We start from the raw sequence: 16,685 nt of genomic DNA, 5'->3' as shown, positions 1-16,685 counted from the left end.
GTTTCCCGCCCATGACGGCCCCACGCATGTCAAGCCCTGCCAAACCGCTGCCCACCCGCGAACGCCTGTCCGAAGTCCGCTACGAGATCCGTGGCGAGCTGGCCCGACGAGCCCGCGAGCTGGAGGCGCAGGGCCACAAGCTGATCAAGCTCAACATCGGCAACCCCGGCAACTTCGGGTTCCGCGCGCCCGAGCACCTGCAGCGCGCCATCGCCGACGACATGGGCCGCACCGATCCCTACACCCACCAGCAGGGCCTGCCGGTGGCGCGCGAGGCGATCGCCGAGGCCTATGCGCGGCGCGGCGCGCCGGATGCGCATGCCGACCGCGTGTTCCTGGGCAACGGCGTGTCCGAACTGATCGACCTGTCGCTGCGCGCCCTGCTCAATCCCGGCGACGAAGTGCTGGTGCCCTCGCCCGACTACCCGCTGTGGTCGGCGGCCACCATCCTCAACGACGGCCGCCCGGTCTACTACCGCTGCCGCCCCGAGAACGGCTTCCAGCCCGACCCGGTGGAGATCGAGACGCTGGTGTCCTCGCGCACCCGCGCCATCGTGCTGATCAACCCGAACAATCCCAGCGGCGCCAGCTACCCGCGCGAGCTGCTGGAGAAGATCGTCGCCATCGCCCGCAGGCACAACCTGCTGCTGCTGGTGGACGAGATCTACGACCAGATCCTCTACGACGGCGCCACCTTCCAGCCGGTCGCGCCGCTGGCCGGCGACCACCCGTGTCTGACCTTCAGCGGCCTGAGCAAGGTGCACCGCGCCTGCGGCTGGCGCGTGGGCTGGATGCTGCTGTCCGGCGCCGCCGGGCAACTGGGCGAGTTCCGCGCCGCGCTGGACCTGCTCAGCGCGCTGCGCCTATGCGCCAACGTGCCCGGGCAGTACGCCATCGAGGCCGCGGTCAACGGCCCGGACACCATCTCCGCGCTGTGCGCGCCGGGCGGCCGCCTGTATGAGACCCGCCGCGCCGTCATCGAAGTCTGCGCCGCCAGCGAGCACCTGCAGCTGGTCGCGCCGGCCGGCGCGCTGTACGCCTTCCCGGCGGTGGTGGGGCCGGCCGCGCAGGGCTTCGACGACCACGAATTCGCCCTGGAGCTGATGAACGAGGAAGGCGTGCTGGTCGTGCCCGGTTCCAGCTTCAACGTGCCCTACCGCCACCATTTCCGCGTGACCCTGCTGCCCGAGGCCGGGACCATGCGCGAGGTGTTCGGCCGCATCGACCGCGTGCTCGCGCGCCGCGCCGAGCGGGTGACCAAGGTCGTACCGCTGAAGACGCGCAGCGCCGTGGCCTGAGGCGCGTCGATGAGCGCGACCGCACCCAACACGGCCACCACGACCATCGCCCCGCGCTACCTGGCGCTGGGCGATTCCTACACCATCGGCGAAGGCGTGCCCGCCGAAGGCACCTGGCCGTTCCAGCTGGCCGCGGCGCTGCGCGCGCGTGGCATCGCATTGGACGATCCGCAGGTCATCGCCACCACCGGCTGGACCACCGACGAGCTGGCCACCGCCATCGACGCGGCCGCGCCGCAGGGACCCTACGCGCTGGCGAGCCTGCTGATCGGCGTCAACAACCAGTACCGCGGGCGTCCGCTGGCCGAATACCGCCAGCAGTTCGAACAGCTGCTGCAGCGGGCCATCGCGCTGGCCGCGGAGGACCCGCGACGGGTGCTGGTGCTGTCGATCCCCGACTGGGGCGTGACGCCCTACGCCGCCACGCACGAGCGCGACGCCACCCTCGTCGCACGCGAGATCGATGACTTCAACGCCGCCGCCCGCGCCTGCTGCGGCGACTACGGCGTCGCCTTCGTCGACATCACCCCGGCCAGCCGCACGCACGGCGCCGAACCGGCGATGCTGGTGGACGACGGCCTGCATCCTTCCGCGGCGATGTACCGGCTGTGGATGGAACAGGCACTGCCGGTGGCCGCGGAGCTGCTGACGGACCTGCGCGCCGCGTGAGCAGGGCGTCCGGCATCGCGGCCATGCCGGCCCACGATGCCCGGGCCATCGCCCGCGCGTTCGCCCCGCGCCACCCCTGGGGCAACCGCTGGGACTACTACTACGTGCTCTCCAAGCTGCGCAGCGATCCGCTCTATCCGGGCGTGCTCGACGCGCTGCGCGGCAGCCGGGCGCCGCTGCTGGACATGGGCTGCGGACTGGGCCTGCTGGTGCATGCGCTGCGCCACGACGGGCAGATACAGTCCTACCGCGGCGTGGACAACGATGCGGCCAAGATCCGCCGCGCCGACGGCGTCGCCTGCCGCGCCGGCCTGGACGCCAGCGCTTTCGAGGTGATGGACCTGGCCGCCGCATTGCCCGCGCATCGCGGCAGCGTGGCGATCCTCGATGTCCTCCAGTACCTGCCGGCGGACGCGCAGTCGGCGCTGCTGCGGCGGGCCGCGGCCATGCTCGACGGCGACGGCCGGCTGGTGCTGCGCATGACCCTGGCCGATGACAGCCGCCGCGGCCGCATCTCGCGCATTGGCGACCGCGCCGCCAACTGGATCGGCTGGATGCAGTTCCGCCCGCGCCACTATCCCGATGCCGATGCGCTGCAGGCGCAACTGCGGCGGGAGGGCCTGCAGGTCGACCTCGCCCCGCTGTACGGCAACACGCCGTTCAACAACTGGCTGCTGGTCGCCCGCCGCACCTGAACCACGGCCGCGCCGTTTGCGCGGATAATCGCGCCATTCCCTGCCACCCGCCCGGGTCGGCGCCATGACGAGAACCCCGTGAGAAAAACCTACCGCCTCGACATCGAAGGCAAGCACCCCGACCGCCTGCTGGAAGCCAGCAAGCACGACATCCGCAAGTACATCAAGCGCGAGCGCGGCAAGGCCCTGCCGGCCGGTGCCGATTTCTGGGATTTCGACAGCAAGGCTGGCGTGGACGAAGCCGGCGCGCAGGCCGTGCCGTTCCCCGAACTGATCCGCGCGGTGGATGCGCTGGTCGCCGCCGGCAACAGGCAGTTCTACGTGGAAGTGCTGCGCAAGCCCGGCAAGCGCACGCCGCGCCCGGTGGCCGAACCGGACGTATCGGCGGAAAGCGACTTCGAGGATTGATCCTCCGGGCCGGGCTTTATCCGGCCGGAGTCGGGTAAAGCCACAGCGGGGCGATGCCCCGCTCTGCAAAGGGACGGATCACCTCGGCTCTGCAACGCCGCAACGCCGGCGTGCCTGCCCGACAATGCCCCAGCGGGACGTTGTTTCGCTCTGCCAGCGCGATACGCCGTCCGGCACCGGGATTTTCAGGACGGCTTCGCCTGCGCGGCAGCGCGCAATCTGTCCTTCCGGCTGGGCCGCCGCCCCTTGATGCCGCCGTTGCCATCGGTCACCGTTGCCGCCGGTGCCGTCTCCCGGGGTTCGAAACCCGGCACTGTTTCCGGTTCCAGCCGCAGGCCATGGCGCCTGCAGATCAACCGCCAGTGCGCCAGCGCGGCGGCCTCGACGAAGCTCACCGCCAGCCCGGGGGCGCCGGCACGGCCAGTGCGGCCGATGCGGTGCAGGTAATCGGCCGGCGAACGCGGCAGCTCATGGTTCACCACCACCGGCAGGCCGGCGATGTCGATGCCGCGTGCGGCCACGTCGGTCGCCACCAGCACCTGCAGCTCGCCGTCCTTGAACGCCTGCAGCGCGCGCACGCGGCGGCCCTGCGACAGGTCGCCGTGCAGGGCCTGCACGGTGATGCCGCCCTTGCGCAATGCACCAGCCAAGCGGTCGCCCTCGCGGATGCTGGCGACGAACACCAGCACCTGGCGCCATTGCGGATCGTCCAGCAGCGACAGCAGCAGTTCGACGCGGCGGCCGGCATCGACGCGCAGCGCGCGCTGTTCGATTTCCGGCTGCGCCTGCGCATCGACCTGCAGCCGTTGCGGCGCACGCAGGCCGGCAGCGGCCAAGGCGTCGATCTGCTCCGGGAAGGTGGCCGAGAACAACGCCGTCTGCCGCTGCACCGGCAGCCCGGCGAGGATCTGCCGCAGTTCGTCGCCGAAGCCCAGTTCCAGCAGCCGGTCGGCTTCGTCCAGCACCAGCAGCTGCACCTGCCGCAGCGACAGCGCGTTGTGCGCCAGCAGGTCGAGCAGGCGCCCGGGCGTGGCCACCACCACGTCGGCGCCGCCGCGCAGCGCCATCATCTGCGGATTGATCGACACCCCGCCCACCGCGCACACCACCCGCGGTTGCCGCGGCAACTCCCGGCCCAGCGTGGCGAACACGTCGGCCACCTGCAGCGCCAGTTCGCGCGTGGGCACCAGCACCAGCTGCCGCAGCACGCGCGGCCTGCGCGGCGGGGCCATGAAGAAATGCTGCAACGCCGGCAGCACGTAGGCGGCGGTCTTGCCGGAACCGGTCGGCGCCAACGCCACCACGTCCTGCCCCTTCAGCAGCACCGGCACCGCCTGCTGCTGGATCGGGGTGGGCGCTCCGTAGCCGGCCTGCCGCAGTGCGCGCTGCAGCGCGGGCAGTACATAGGGAGACAGGCCAAGGGTGGAGAAAGGCATGGTGCGGTTCCGGAAGCGGGAGGCGAGTCTACGGGGTTTCCTTCGGCAGGCAGGTTGACAACCCGCGCGCCTGCAACTGCCTCAGCACCGATTCGATGATGGCCGGGTTGTGGCCGTGCGCCGCACCTTCGTGCAGCAGCACGATCGCACCCGGCACCAGATCGCGCGCGACGCGCGCCACCACCGCATCGGGCTGGCAGCCCACGCCGTCGAACCCGCGCGCGCTCCAGCCCACCCTCGCCAGCCCATGCCGGCGCAGGGCGGCAGCGACGAAGGGGTTGGTCATGCCGACCACCGATCGGTACCAGCGTGGCGGCGTCCCGGCGATGGCCGCCAGCGCCTGCTGGCAACGACCGATCTCCCCGGCCATCCGCCGCGGCCCGAGACGCCAGAACCATGCCTGCGGATGCGAATGGCTGTGGTTGCCCAGCCCATGGCCGCGCCGCAGCACCTCGCGCACCAGCTCCGGCCGCGCCGCTGCCCGTTCGCCGACCATGAAGAAAGTGGCGCGGGCGTCGTAGCGGTCGAGCAGGTCGAGGATCGCCAGGGTGTCGCCGGAGGGGCCGTCGTCGATGGTCAGCCATACCGCCGGGCCGGGCAGGCGCGACAGCACCGGCGCGTAGAAGCGGCTGTTGGGCAGGAATACCGGCACCACGAACAGCGCGTGGCTGGCCAGCAGCAGCGGCAACCCGGCCTTCCAGCCCAGCCACGCCCAGGCCAGCGCCACCAGCGCCTGCGACAGCAGCAGCCATCCGATCCAGCGCCAGGGATGGGGCGGCGTGCGATGCAGGGTTCCCGTGGCGGTCATGTCCCATGATGCCATGCGGCGTAGAATCGCCTCCTGTCTTCGACTACTTCACGAGTTCACGATGTCCCTGGATCCCGCCCTGCGCGAACGCATCGAATCCATCCTCGGCGCCAACCGCGTCGTCCTGTTCATGAAGGGCCAGCCGGCCATGCCGCAGTGCGGCTTCTCGGCCAAGGCGGTCGGCGCGCTGCAGGACCTGGGCGTGGATTTCGCCCACGTCAACGTGCTGGCCGACGGGGAAATCCGCGAGGGCATCAAGGCCTATGGCGACTGGCCGACCATCCCGCAGCTATACGTGGACGGCGAACTGGTCGGCGGCAGCGACATCGTGCTGCAGATGGCCAACAGCGGCGAACTGAGCGCCCTGCTCGGCGTGGCACCGCCGGACCGCACCCCGCCATCCATCACCGTCACCCCGGCCGCCGTGGAAATGCTCAAGGGCGCGCTGGCCGATGCCCCGGGCGCCGCGCTGCAGCTGAGCATCGACGCGCGCTTCCAGCCGAACTTCCAGCTGGCCCCGCTCGACGCCAACGCCATCGCCGCCGAATCCAACGGCCTGCGCGTGCAGTTCGACGCGGCCAGCGCGCGCCGCGCCAACGGCATCACCATCGACTGGGTGGACGACATCCGCGGCCAGGGCCTGGCCATCGACAACCCCAACGCGCCCAAGCCGGTGCAGGAACTGGACGTGCGCGGCGCCGACGACCAGCTGCGCGCCGGCACCCTGACCCTGGTGGACGTGCGCCCGGCCGACGAGCGCGCCATCGCCGCGATCAACGCCCCGTTCGAGACCTTCGACGGCGACAACCGCGCTCGCCTCGAAGCGCTGCCGAAGGACACCCCGCTGGCGTTCCTGTGCCACCGCGGCGGGCGCAGCGCGCAGGCCGCCGAGCAGTTCCGCGCGCTGGGCTTCACCCGCGTCCACAACGTCACCGGCGGCATCGACGCCTGGGCGCAGGACGTGGACAACAGCGTGCCGCGCTACTGATCCAGCGGATCGCGAACGCACCAAAACACCGGCGAAGGCCGGTGTTTTCGTTTCGACCACCAGCACATCATCTGGCCCCCTGCAGGAGCGCACTTCAGTGCGCGATGGAACTTCACCGGTAATGCGCCGTCGCGCACTGAAGTGCGCTCCTGCAAGTGCGCTCCTACCGGGAGCTTCAACCGGCGAAACCGCCCTCGGCCAGGAAATGCAGCTCATCCACCGTGGGAATCCGCCCCAGCACGGCGTTGCGGTGCGGGAAACGGCCGAAGCGGCGGATGATGTCGCGGTGCAGTTCGGCGAAGCGCAGGTATTCCAGGTCGCCGAGCACTTCGAACATCGCCACCGAGCGCTCCTGGTCCTGCGGGTCTTCCGAATGCTCGAATGGCAGGTAGATGAAAGCGCGCAGCTGCGGCGTCAGTTCGCGGTCCAGTCCTTCCTCGATGGTGCGCATGGCGTAGTGCCGCGCCAGTCCGTCGGTGGCGAAGGAATGCGCGGTGCCGCGGAAGCAGTTGCGCGGGAACTGGTCGAGCAGGATCTGCAGCGCCAGCGCGCCATCGGCACTGTGCAGCCACTCCTCGCAGCCGCGGCGCGCGGCAAGACAGTGCAGGTCCAGGAAGCGCCGGCGGAACTCGTCGTCGAAGGCGTCGTCGCGCGCGAACCACCGCCGCGGCCCCGCCGAACGCCAGAACTCCACCACTGTCTGTACTGCTTCCATCACTCCCTTTCCTGATCGTTCGGCCGCCTGCAAGGCGGCGCCGGCAGCACGCGGGCCCGCCCGCGCCGGTGCAGCTTAAGCGGCCGGCGCGCATCTGGATACCACCGCGGGTACGGCCCGCCGGCACCACTGCTGGAAACGCGGATCGTGCCTGCTTCCGCGCCAATCCATGCACTTGGCAAACGCAGGAGCCGCGGCTAGCGTTCAGGCACCATCCACGCCGCATACGGAGATTCCATGCGACATCGACTGCTGGCCGGGCTGGGGTTGGCCCTGGCCTGCGCACATTCCGCGCCCGCTCCCGCCGCCTCGCGCTTCGTGCAGGATCCCTATCCCAGCACCTATCGCCCCGTGCCTTCGGCACCGGTGCTGATCAGCCACGCCACCGTGCTCGACGGCACCGGGCGCCGCCTGGAGGACACCGACGTGCTGTTCGCCGAAGGCCGCGTGGTCGCGGTCGGCAACGCACTGCAGGCACCGGCCGACGCCGTGCGCGTGGACGGCCGCGGCAAGTGGGTCACGCCGGGCATCATCGACGTGCATTCGCACCTGGGCGTGTATCCCAGCCCGGGCGTGCAGGCGCATGGGGACGGCAACGAGATGACCGCACCGGTGACCGCCAACGTCTGGGCCGAACATTCGGTATGGCCGCAGGATCCCGGTTTCGCCGCGGCGCTGGCCGGCGGCGTGACCGCGATGCAGGTGCTGCCCGGTTCGGCCAATCTTGTCGGCGGCCGCGGCGTGACGCTGAAGAACCTGCCCGCCACCACCTACCAGGCGATGAAGTTCCCCGGCGCGCCCTGGGGCCTGAAGATGGCCTGCGGCGAGAACCCCAAGCGCGTCTACGGCGGCAAGGGCACCGCGCCGGCCACGCGCATGGGCAATGTCGCCGGCTACCGCGCGGCCTTCATCGACGCCAGCGAGTACATCGCCAAGAACACCGCCGCGCCGGTCAAGCGCAAGCGCCGCTTCGGCGGCGGCGACAACGGCGACAGTTCCGGCGACAGCGGTGGCAAGCGCGACCTCAAGCTGGACACGCTGGCCGGCGCCATCCAGGGCGACATCCGCGTGCACATCCACTGCTACCGCGCCGACGAGATGGCGACCATGCTCGACCTGGCCAAGGAGTTCGGCTTCAAGGTCGCCGCCTTCCACCACGGCGTGGAGGCCTACAAGCTGGCCGACAGGCTGGCCGCCGAAGGCGTCTGCGGCGCGCTGTGGGCCGACTGGTGGGGCTTCAAGATGGAAGCCTTCGACGGCATCCAGGAGAACATCGCCCTGGTCGACCGTCCGGCCAACAGCTGCGCCATCGTCCACTCCGATTCGCCCGAGGGCATCCAGCGCCTCAACCAGGAGGCGGCCAAGGTCATCGCCAACGCGCGCCGCGCCGGCATGGGCGAGATCACGCCCGAACACGCCATCCGCTGGCTCACCGCCAACGCCGCGCGCTCGCTGGGCATCGAGGAGAAGACCGGCACGCTGGAGCCGGGCAAGATGGCCGACGTGGTGGTGTGGAACGGCAATCCCTTCAGTTCCTACGCGTTGGCCGAAAAGGTCTATGTCGATGGTTTCCAGGCCTACGACCGCGCCGACCGCAGGCAACAACCGCTGAGTGACTTCATGCTCGGCCAGGAGGCACTGCCATGAACGCATCTCTCGCCATCCTGCGTGGCCTGGCGCTGCTGGCCGCCACCGCCGCCCTGCCCGGCATCGCCGGCGCGCAGGACCTGCTGGTCCGCAACGCCACCGTGCATACCGCCACCGCGCACGGCACGCTCAACGCCAGCGACGTGCTGGTGCAGGGCGGTGTGATCCGCGCCATCGGCCCGGCGCTGGCCGCACCGGCCGGCGTGGAGGTAGTCGATGCCGGCGGCCGCCCGCTGACCCCGGCGCTGTTCGGCGGCATTACCGACATCGGCGTGGAGGAAGTCTCCGGCGAAGCCTCCACCGTGGACAGCGCGGTGAAGCTGGAAGAGCAGCCGCAACGCCCCGAGTTCGACGTCACCCTCGCCTACAACCCCGATTCGGTGCTGATCCCGGTCGCACGCGTGGAAGGCATCGGCTTCACCGCGCTGGGCGCCAACAGCGGCGGCGGCTTCATCGCCGGCCAGGGCGGTGTCATGCGCCTGGATGGCAGCGCCGATCCGCTCGGCCCGCGCATGCTGTTCGTGCGCATGGGCGCGGCCGGCTCGGAGCTGTCCGGCAGCTCGCGCGCCGCGCAGTGGATGCTGCTCGACCAGATGGTGGCCGAGGCCCGCGGCCGCATCGCCGCCGATTCGCCACATGCATTGCTGACCCCGGCCGGGCGCGCCACCCTGGCCCGCTACCTGGCCGGCACCGGCCGCATCGTGGTGCGCGTGGACCGTGCTGCCGACATCCGCCAGTTGCTGCGCTGGGCCAGGCGCGAACAGGTGCGCATCGCGATTGCCGGCGGCGCCGAGGCCTGGCGCGTGGCGCCGCAACTGGCCGAAGCCGCGGTGCCGGTGTTCGTCGATGCGCTGTCCAACCTGCCTGCCAGCTTCGACCAGATCGGCGCCACGCTGGAGAACGCCGCGCGGCTGCACGCGGCCGGCGTGCCCGTGGCCTTCAGCCAGGACGGCGATGCCTCGCACAACGCACGCAAGATCCGCCAGCTGGCCGGCAACGCGGTGGCCAATGGCCTGCCCTGGGACGCGGCGCTGGCCGGCCTGACCCGGGTGCCGGCGCAGGCCTTCGGCGTGGCCGACCGCATCGGCAGCATCGCGGTGGGCCAGCAGGCCGACCTGGTGCTGTGGGAAGGCGACCCGCTGGACGTGGGCCACTATGCCGAACGGATGTGGCTGGGCGGGCGCACGGTGCCGATGCGCTCGCGCCAGACCGAACTGCGCGACCGCTACCTGCACGGCACCGCGACGCCGCCGGCCTACCGTCGCTGACATCCTCCCGCTCCCGGCGCCACGGCGCCGGGAGCGGGACGGCTCTCGCCAGGGCGGCGCGACACTGCCCCGACAGCGGTTTTGGGGTAGTGTGACCGCAGGCACACAGCACACCGGGGAAGTTCGGCCATGCGCATTGGAATCGTCGTGGATTCGGCCTGCGACCTGCCGGCCGATTTCATCCGCGAACACAACCTGATATTGCTGCCGATCACCGTCCGGATCGGCGAGGCGGTGCTGGCCGACCACCGCGAGGAAGACGCCACGCTCAACTTCCTCGACACCCACGTCGCCGAACGCGGCGCCGAGGCCGAGACCATTCCCTTCAGCGTCAACCAGATCCGCGACCTGTTCCTGCAGCACCTGGTGATCGACTACGACCACGTGTTCTGCCTGACCATCACCAAGACCCGCAGCCCGATCCACGACAACGCGCTGCAGGCCAGTTTCGCCATCCTCAACGAGTACCGGCCGATCCGCCAGGCCGCCGGCCACAACTCGCCGTTCGCCCTGCGTGTGCTCGACAGCCAGAACCTGTTCGCCGCGCAGGCGGTGACTGCGGTGGAGGCGGTGCGGCTGCGCGATGCAGGCGCCGGCGTGGCGCAGATGCGCGAGCGGCTGGAGGAACTGGCCAGCAACGTGCACGGCTACATGATCACCCGCGACCTGTATTACATGCGCGCCCGCGCGCGCCACAAGGGCGACCGCAGCGTCGGCCTGTTCACCGCCGCGCTGGGCAGCGCGCTGGACATCAAACCGGTGCTGCACGGCTACCGCGGCGAGACCGCGCCGGTGGCCAAGATCAAGGGCTTCGACAACGCGGTGCAGCGGCTGTTCGGCTTCGTCGGCCAGCGCGTGGTGCAGGGCCTGCTGACGCCGGTGGTCTGCATGAGCTACGGCGGCCCGCTGGACGAACTGCGCGCCCTGCCCGGCTATGCCACCCTGCGCGAGACCTGCGAGGCGCATGGCGTGGCCCTGCTCGAAAGCGTGATGAGCCTGACCGGCATGGTCAACGTCGGCAAGGGCGCCGTGACGATCGGCTTCGCCGATGTCCCGCACGAATTCGAGAGCTGATCCGCGCCGGCGTGTACGCGGACGCGACGCCCGCCGCGCCACACTGCCCCCTCCCAAGGAGACCCCTGCATGCCCGTGCACTATTCGATCTCGTTGCCCGACCCTTCCGCCGCGCGCGGCAGCGATCCGCGCCTGTCCTTCACCGCCAACGGCGCCGATACCTTCGCCGAGCAGCTGCAGGAAGCCCTGCGCACGCCGGTACTGTTCGAGCGCTGGCGCGCCACCCAGGAAGAACCCGACGACGTCGACCTGCACTGGGGCGTGACCGATCCGGAAGCGATGGTGAGCGGCCGGCAGTCCGACCTGCGCATCGACCTGGTCGCCATCACCCGCATCCCTGGCGATGTCCTCAAGCAGCGCCTGCGCTGGCTGGCCGGCAGCCACTGGGAACTGCGCGACGTGCGCTGAGCGGTGATACCCGTACTGCTCTCCTGGAGCGGCGGCAAGGACGCCGCCTGGGCGCTGCATGTCCTGCGCCAGCGCGAAGACGTCGAAGTCGTCGCGCTGCTGAGCACCTTGACCGAAGGTCACGATCGCTCTTCGATGCAGGGCGTGCGCGATGAAGTGCTGCGGATGCAGGCCGATGCCGCCGGCCTGCCCCTGCTGCGCGCCTGGATCCCGCAGGCCTGCGACAACGCCGGCTACCTGCTGCGCATGACGCAGTCGCTGGACGAGGCGCGCCAACGCTGGCCGGCACTGCGCACGCTCGCCTTCGGCGACCTGCTGCTGGAAGACATCCGCCAATGGCGCCAGCGGCAGTACGCGGCACTGGACTGGGATTGCCTGTTCCCCCTGTTCGGGCATGACACCGCCGCACTGGCGCGGCAGATGGTCGATGCCGGCCTGCGCGCACGGCTGTGCTGCGTGGATACCCGGGTGCTGGACGCGGCCTTCGCCGGCCGCGCCTTCGACCACGCCCTGCTCGACGCGCTGCCCGCCGGCATCGATGCCTGCGGCGAGAACGGCGAATTCCATACCTGCGTCAGTGCCGGGCCGATGTTCCGCGCGCCGCTGGACCTGCGCACCGGCGAGACGGTGCTGCGCGAGGCGCGCTATGCCTACACGGATGTCATGCCGGCACAGCGCTGACCACGGCGCCTGGCTGTCCTCTCCGCTCCCTGAAGTGGATGAGATAAGAAACCGCGCAGGGGTCACGGTTGGCTGGCGGGTGTCAATCCGCGCCGGACGGCACCAGCGGACTGATCGCCACACCCGGCCCCGGCCTGGCCTCCATCCACATTTCCACGCGGTTGCGGCCGGCGCGTTTGGCCGCGTACAGCGCGGCGTCCGCACCGGCAAGCAATGTCTCTGGCGCCTGCGCCAACGATGGCCGCATGCCGGCCACGCCGACGCTGATGGTCACCGCCTGCGGCAGGATGCCTGCCGGAATCGCCTGTACCGCCGCGCGCAGGCGCTCGCCCAGTTCGCGCGCGCTTTCCGCGCAGGTGGCCGGCGCCACCACCGCGAACTCCTCGCCGCCATAGCGGGCCACCAGATCGCCGCCACGCACCGCGGTGGCCCGCAGTGTCGCCGCCACCTCGCGCAGGCAGCGATCCCCGGCCGGATGGCCATAGGTGTCGTTGAACCGTTTGAAGTGGTCGATGTCGATCAGCAGCAGCGACAGCGCACTCTCCTGCCGGGAAGCGCGGCTCCATTCCGCCTGCAGCACGACATCGAACTGGCGACGGTTGGCGACGCCGGTCAGTCCGTCCAGGCGCGCCAGCGCGTCCAGCGCCGCCTGCCGTTCCAGCAGCCCGATCTGCAGCAGCATGCTGCGCAGGCCGAAGCCCAGGATCGCCGCCACGAAACCGGCCAGTGCCCAATGCCGCGCGTGGTCCACCACCAGGGTGGCGATCACCAGCAGCAACAGCGGCAGGATCATGGGTCCACCCGCCTGCACGGCATGCCGCAGGCGCGGACGCGCGCGGGCCGGCACGGATTCGCGCGCCCGCAGCGCCAGCACCGCCAGCAGCAGGAAGGGCAGGTCTATCACCAGGTCGGCGTACCGGCCGAACGGGCTGTATTCGGCGACATGGTTGATGTAGCCGGCCGCCGCAAGATAGGTCAGCGCATAGATCGCCAGCACGCGGAAGAACGCGCGCCGGTCCGGCAGATCGGTGCTGGCCCAGCGCAGCAGGGCGAACCCCGCGATGCAGACGTTCTGGATGTCGAACATCATGCGCAGGTTGTCCATGCCCGCATCGCCGGCGCTGGCGTGATGACGGGTGTGCAGGAAGAACAGCATGCCAAGCAGGGCCGCCAGCAGCGCGTCGATCAGGCTGATCGCTCCGCGTTCGCGCCGGGCGCGCGCCAGCACGAACACGAGCGGTACCCCATAGGCCACATAGAACAGCAGGCTGGTCTGCGGAGTATTGCTGGCATCGCCCGCATGCAGGGTATCGACCATGTTCAGCGCCATGCCGATGGCCCACAGCAGCATGGCCAGCGCGGTGGCCCGCCAGCCCGACGCCGCGCCCCCCCTCCTCCCTTGCCACAGGCAGGCGGCGGCGGCCAGCAGCGGCGCGGTGATGAGGAAGCAGAACGACAGGACGGTCGCCGATGCCGGCAACGCTGCCAGCATCAGGCCGTGGCACAGGACGAACAGAACCGCCAACACCGCCGGCATGCGCCCCCCTTGTCAGCGCCGATGGCCGGACGATAACAAAGGGGGGCGTGTGGAAACCGCGACGATACGCCCGCTTTCCGCCTGCTCCGGACCCGCCCGGCTCAGGCCAGGGCGCGGGCGTGGTGGGCGATGTGCTCGCCGATGAAGCTGGCGATGAAGTAGTAACTGTGGTCGTAGCCTGGGCGCATGCGCAGCTGCAGGGGATGGCCGGCAGCCGTGCAGGCGTCGCGCAGCAGCTGCGGGCGCAGCTGGGTGTCCAGGAACTCGTCGGCCCCGCCCTGTTCGACCAGCAGCGGGAGACGTTCCTCCGCGCCGGCCACCAGCGCGGTGGCATCGTACTGCCGCCATGCCTCGCGGTCCTGGCCGAGATAGGCGGCAAACGCCTTCTCGCCCCACGGCACCTGCGAAGGCGCCACGATCGGCGAGAACGCCGACACGCTGCGGTAGCGCCCCGGGTTCTTCATCGCGATCACCAGCGCACCGTGCCCGCCCATCGAATGGCCGCTGATCGCGCGCGCGTCGCTGGCCGGGAAATGCGCCTCGACCAGCGCCGGCAGTTCGCTGACGACGTAGTCGTACATGCGGTAGTGCGACGCCCACGGCTGCTGCGTGGCGTTGAGGTAGAACCCGGCGCCCTTGCCCAGGTCGTAGCCTTCGGCATCGGGGACATCATCGCCGCGCGGGCTGGTATCCGGCGTGACCAGGATGATGCCGTGCTCGGCGGCGTAACGCTGCGCGCCGGCCTTGGTGATGAAGTTCTGCTCGGTGCAGGTCAGGCCCGACAGCCAGTACAGCACCGGCAGCTTCGCCCCGCTCTCCGCCTGCGGCGGCAGGTACACGCCCAGCGTCATGTCGCAGCCCAGCGCTTCGGAGCGGTGCCGGTAGACGTCCTGCCAGCCCCCGTGCATGGCACGGTGTTCAATGCGTTCGATGGTCATATCAGACGGATCTCGCAGGTTTTCAGCACGTCCAGGTCACCCTTCACCTCGATGCGCGAACCATCGGCCAGGGCACGGATACGCAAGGCGTAGAACGCCTCAGGAATGTCCTCGTACTCGTCAGGTGCGGCGATCAGGACGCCTGCGGTAACGAAACCGGCTTTCTTCCAGCTCCGGTCCAGCGAGGCCAGGATCGCCTGGTCGATCTTCACCAGGTCCTGTTCCTGCAGGCGTTCGATGGCCTCACGCCCTTCCTGGCTGTCGTCCATACCGGCCAGCGCGGCGGCCAATGCATCGTTGTTCAACATATTGCCCATCTCAGTAATGCACCACCGAACGGATCGACTTGCCTTCATGCATCAGGTCGAAGGCTTCGTTGATCCGCTCCAGCTCCATGGTGTGGGTGACGAACGGCGCCAGCTCGATGTCGCCCTTCATCGCGTCCTCGACCATGCCCGGCAGCTGGCTGCGGCCCTTCACGCCGCCGAAGGCGGTGCCCATCCACCTGCGGCCGGTCACCAGCTGGAACGGGCGGGTGGAGATTTCCTGCCCTGCGCCGGCCACGCCGATGATCACGCTCTGGCCCCAGCCACGGTGCGCGCATTCCAGCGCCGCGCGCATCACGTTGGTGTTGCCGATGCACTCGAAGCTGTGGTCCACGCCCCAACCGGTCATTTCAACGATCACCTGCTGGATCGGCTTGTCATGATCCTTCGGGTTGACGCAATCGGTGGCGCCAAACTGCCTGGCCAGCTCGAACTTGTACGGATTGGTGTCGATGGCGATGATGCGGCCGGCCTTGGCCTGGCGTGCGCCCTGGATCACCGCCAGGCCGATGCCGCCGAGGCCGAATACGGCCACGCTGTCGCCTTCGGCCACCTTGGCGGTGTTGTGCACGGCGCCGATACCGGTGGTGACACCACAGCCGAGCAGGCACACATGCTCGGGATTGGCGTCCGGGTTTACCTTGGCCAGCGAGACCTCGGCCACCACGGTGTATTCGGAGAACGTGGAACAGCCCATGTAGTGATGGATCGGCTCGCCGTTGTAGGAAAAGCGGCTGGTACCGTCGGGCATCACGCCCTTGCCCTGGGTGGCGCGCACGGCGGTGCACAGGTTGGTCTTGCCGCTCCTGCAGAACAGGCACTCGCCGCACTCTGCGGTATACAGCGGGATGACATGGTCGCCCGGCTTCACCGAGGTCACACCCTCGCCCACTTCCACCACGATGCCGGCGCCTTCATGGCCGAGCACGCACGGGAACAGGCCTTCCGGATCGTCGCCGGACAGGGTGAACGCGTCGGTGTGGCAGACGCCGGTATGGGTGATCCTGACCAGCACTTCGCCTGCCTTGGGCGGGGCGACGTCGATCTCGACGATCTGCAGCGGCTGGCCCGGGCCGAAGGCGACGGCGGCACGTGATTTCATGGTGTTCTCCTGTAGCGGTTGTTCGTTGGTGCGTGCATCCGCATGCACCGGTGTTTTTGCGGGAGCGGCTTCCGTCGCGGCGGGCCTTCGCATTCCGTTCCCATGCCGGCAGCCATGGGGATATCCGCGCGAAAGCCCTTCGCGGCCTGATCCGCTCCTACTTCAGGTAGGAGCGGATCAGGCCGGACATCTCGGCCACGCGCGCGGCGCGTTGTGCGGCCGACTGCGCCGGCTGGCCGAATTCCTCGCGCAGGTGTGCTTCCATCACTTCGGACATCAACCCGTTGACGGCGCCGCGGATGGCCGCGATCTGCTGCAGCACCGGCCCGCAGTCGGCGCCGGCCTCCAGCGCGCGCTCCAGCGCATCGCATTGGCCGCGGATGCGCCGCACCCGCGCCAGCACCTTCTTCTTTTCCTCGGGGGAATGCGGCATGCGCCCGCTCCTATCCTGTACTGGGGGATAGTATATTGGAAAACCATCCCCCATCCAGCCGCGCCGACGCATGAGCCGCCACGCCCGGCAGGGCCCGGCCCGATGGCGGATGGAGGCTCGACGAGCAGGCGTCCCCCGCTGCCGCTGCCATGCGATGGCGGCGACCACACCCTCGATCGGGGACCACATCACCGGAACGGCGTGGAAGCACTCTCACCCGGGCAATGCGCCATGAAAACGCACGCGGGCATCCC

Annotated in this window: 18 protein-coding genes; 10 read left to right on the top strand and 8 right to left on the bottom strand. The window is 70.0% G+C overall.

Translation table 11 applies throughout. The features are described 5' to 3' along the window. The first annotated feature begins 26 nt into the window (after positions 1-26). From AC1DGW_RS15220 to AC1DGW_RS15205, 4 genes are all read left to right on the top strand, one after another. On the top strand, positions 27-1,298 hold the full coding sequence (locus AC1DGW_RS15220; RefSeq protein WP_478024602.1) for a pyridoxal phosphate-dependent aminotransferase: 1,272 nt from the start codon (positions 27-29) through the stop codon (positions 1,296-1,298). Positions 1,299-1,343: 45 nt separating this feature from the next. Further along, a complete protein-coding gene (locus AC1DGW_RS15215; protein WP_478024743.1) occupies positions 1,344-1,967 on the top strand; it encodes an SGNH/GDSL hydrolase family protein in 624 nt (207 codons plus the stop codon). Positions 1,968-1,990: 23 nt separating this feature from the next. Next, entirely contained in the window at positions 1,991-2,662 is a 672-nt protein-coding gene (locus AC1DGW_RS15210) for a class I SAM-dependent methyltransferase (RefSeq protein WP_478024741.1), read from the top strand. A gap of 78 nt (positions 2,663-2,740) precedes the next feature. After that, the gene (locus AC1DGW_RS15205; protein ID WP_478024600.1) at positions 2,741-3,070 is read left to right on the top strand and encodes a DUF6172 family protein; all 330 of its coding nucleotides are present in this window, start codon (positions 2,741-2,743) and stop codon (positions 3,068-3,070) included. A gap of 185 nt (positions 3,071-3,255) precedes the next feature. Here the strand turns inward: AC1DGW_RS15205 and AC1DGW_RS15200 are convergent, their stop codons facing one another. After that, positions 3,256-4,506, bottom strand: a complete 1,251-nt coding sequence (locus AC1DGW_RS15200) for a DEAD/DEAH box helicase (RefSeq protein ID WP_478024598.1) — start codon at positions 4,504-4,506, stop codon at positions 3,256-3,258. Positions 4,507-4,534: 28 nt separating this feature from the next. After that, positions 4,535-5,314 carry a polysaccharide deacetylase family protein gene (locus tag AC1DGW_RS15195; protein WP_478024596.1) on the bottom strand — a complete coding sequence of 260 codons (780 nt, stop codon included), beginning with the start codon at positions 5,312-5,314 and terminating at the stop codon, positions 4,535-4,537. A gap of 61 nt (positions 5,315-5,375) precedes the next feature. Between AC1DGW_RS15195 and grxD the strand changes: the two genes are divergently transcribed. Beyond that, positions 5,376-6,302, top strand: a complete 927-nt coding sequence (grxD, locus tag AC1DGW_RS15190) for a Grx4 family monothiol glutaredoxin (protein ID WP_478024593.1) — start codon at positions 5,376-5,378, stop codon at positions 6,300-6,302. Between the two features lie 175 nt (positions 6,303-6,477). Here grxD and AC1DGW_RS15185 read toward each other — a convergent pair whose 3' ends face one another. Further along, a complete protein-coding gene (locus AC1DGW_RS15185; protein WP_478024591.1) occupies positions 6,478-7,017 on the bottom strand; it encodes a DUF924 family protein in 540 nt (179 codons plus the stop codon). 237 nt (positions 7,018-7,254) lie between these two features. Between AC1DGW_RS15185 and AC1DGW_RS15180 the strand changes: the two genes are divergently transcribed. The 5 genes from AC1DGW_RS15180 (at position 7,255) to AC1DGW_RS15160 (ending at position 12,095) form a co-directional block, all read left to right on the top strand. After that, on the top strand, positions 7,255-8,664 hold the full coding sequence (locus AC1DGW_RS15180; protein ID WP_478024588.1) for an amidohydrolase: 1,410 nt from the start codon (positions 7,255-7,257) through the stop codon (positions 8,662-8,664). Further along, positions 8,661-9,932 carry an amidohydrolase family protein gene (locus AC1DGW_RS15175; RefSeq protein ID WP_478024586.1) on the top strand — a complete coding sequence of 424 codons (1,272 nt, stop codon included), beginning with the start codon at positions 8,661-8,663 and terminating at the stop codon, positions 9,930-9,932. The genes AC1DGW_RS15180 and AC1DGW_RS15175 overlap by 4 nt, the downstream gene beginning before the upstream one ends. A 129-nt stretch (positions 9,933-10,061) precedes the next feature. Next, positions 10,062-11,006, top strand: a complete 945-nt coding sequence (locus AC1DGW_RS15170; RefSeq protein ID WP_478024584.1) for a DegV family protein — start codon at positions 10,062-10,064, stop codon at positions 11,004-11,006. Between the two features lie 69 nt (positions 11,007-11,075). After that, complete coding sequence (locus AC1DGW_RS15165; RefSeq protein WP_478024582.1) at positions 11,076-11,414, top strand: hypothetical protein; 339 nt, start codon at positions 11,076-11,078, stop codon at positions 11,412-11,414. Between the two features lie 3 nt (positions 11,415-11,417). Next, entirely contained in the window at positions 11,418-12,095 is a 678-nt protein-coding gene (locus AC1DGW_RS15160) for a Dph6-related ATP pyrophosphatase (protein ID WP_478024579.1), read from the top strand. An 82-nt stretch (positions 12,096-12,177) separates the two neighbouring features. On the opposite strand, the gene AC1DGW_RS15155 is transcribed toward AC1DGW_RS15160, so the two are convergent. The 5 genes from AC1DGW_RS15155 to frmR form a co-directional block, all read right to left on the bottom strand. Next, positions 12,178-13,632: a GGDEF domain-containing protein gene (locus AC1DGW_RS15155; RefSeq protein ID WP_478024577.1), complete on the bottom strand. Its 1,455-nt coding sequence runs from the start codon at positions 13,630-13,632 to the stop codon at positions 12,178-12,180. Between the two features lie 101 nt (positions 13,633-13,733). Beyond that, positions 13,734-14,564, bottom strand: a complete 831-nt coding sequence (gene fghA, locus AC1DGW_RS15150; protein ID WP_478024739.1) for an S-formylglutathione hydrolase — start codon at positions 14,562-14,564, stop codon at positions 13,734-13,736. Positions 14,565-14,566: 2 nt separating this feature from the next. Further along, positions 14,567-14,878, bottom strand: coding sequence for a DUF3658 domain-containing protein (locus AC1DGW_RS15145; RefSeq protein ID WP_478024573.1), 312 nt, complete (start codon positions 14,876-14,878; stop codon positions 14,567-14,569). Between the two features lie 10 nt (positions 14,879-14,888). After that, the gene (locus AC1DGW_RS15140) at positions 14,889-15,998 is read right to left on the bottom strand and encodes an S-(hydroxymethyl)glutathione dehydrogenase/class III alcohol dehydrogenase (protein WP_478024569.1); all 1,110 of its coding nucleotides are present in this window, start codon (positions 15,996-15,998) and stop codon (positions 14,889-14,891) included. A gap of 157 nt (positions 15,999-16,155) precedes the next feature. After that, a complete protein-coding gene (frmR, locus tag AC1DGW_RS15135; protein ID WP_055772201.1) occupies positions 16,156-16,431 on the bottom strand; it encodes a formaldehyde-responsive transcriptional repressor FrmR in 276 nt (91 codons plus the stop codon). Between the last annotated feature and the right edge of the window lie 254 nt (positions 16,432-16,685).

The organism is Stenotrophomonas sp. 05N423 (genome assembly GCF_056397145.1).
This window is presented reverse-complemented; position numbering and strand designations above follow the sequence as displayed.

Excerpts from the sequence above, each read along its gene's own strand:
- AC1DGW_RS15175 (WP_478024586.1), top strand. The coding sequence starts at position 8,661 with ATGAACGCATCTCTCGCCATCCTGCGTGGCCTGGCGCTGCTGGCCGCC.
- AC1DGW_RS15140 (WP_478024569.1), bottom strand. The coding sequence starts at position 15,998 with ATGAAATCACGTGCCGCCGTCGCCTTCGGCCCGGGCCAGCCGCTGCAG.
- AC1DGW_RS15145 (WP_478024573.1), bottom strand. The coding sequence starts at position 14,878 with ATGTTGAACAACGATGCATTGGCCGCCGCGCTGGCCGGTATGGACGAC.
- AC1DGW_RS15185 (WP_478024591.1), bottom strand. The coding sequence starts at position 7,017 with ATGGAAGCAGTACAGACAGTGGTGGAGTTCTGGCGTTCGGCGGGGCCG.
- AC1DGW_RS15210 (WP_478024741.1), top strand. The coding sequence starts at position 1,991 with ATGCCGGCCCACGATGCCCGGGCCATCGCCCGCGCGTTCGCCCCGCGC.
- grxD (WP_478024593.1), top strand. The coding sequence starts at position 5,376 with ATGTCCCTGGATCCCGCCCTGCGCGAACGCATCGAATCCATCCTCGGC.
- AC1DGW_RS15170 (WP_478024584.1), top strand. The coding sequence starts at position 10,062 with ATGCGCATTGGAATCGTCGTGGATTCGGCCTGCGACCTGCCGGCCGAT.
- AC1DGW_RS15195 (WP_478024596.1), bottom strand. The coding sequence starts at position 5,314 with ATGACCGCCACGGGAACCCTGCATCGCACGCCGCCCCATCCCTGGCGC.
- AC1DGW_RS15200 (WP_478024598.1), bottom strand. The coding sequence starts at position 4,506 with ATGCCTTTCTCCACCCTTGGCCTGTCTCCCTATGTACTGCCCGCGCTG.
- AC1DGW_RS15155 (WP_478024577.1), bottom strand. The coding sequence starts at position 13,632 with ATGCCGGCGGTGTTGGCGGTTCTGTTCGTCCTGTGCCACGGCCTGATG.
- AC1DGW_RS15220 (WP_478024602.1), top strand. The coding sequence starts at position 27 with ATGTCAAGCCCTGCCAAACCGCTGCCCACCCGCGAACGCCTGTCCGAA.
- AC1DGW_RS15180 (WP_478024588.1), top strand. The coding sequence starts at position 7,255 with ATGCGACATCGACTGCTGGCCGGGCTGGGGTTGGCCCTGGCCTGCGCA.
- frmR (WP_055772201.1), bottom strand. The coding sequence starts at position 16,431 with ATGCCGCATTCCCCCGAGGAAAAGAAGAAGGTGCTGGCGCGGGTGCGG.
- AC1DGW_RS15165 (WP_478024582.1), top strand. The coding sequence starts at position 11,076 with ATGCCCGTGCACTATTCGATCTCGTTGCCCGACCCTTCCGCCGCGCGC.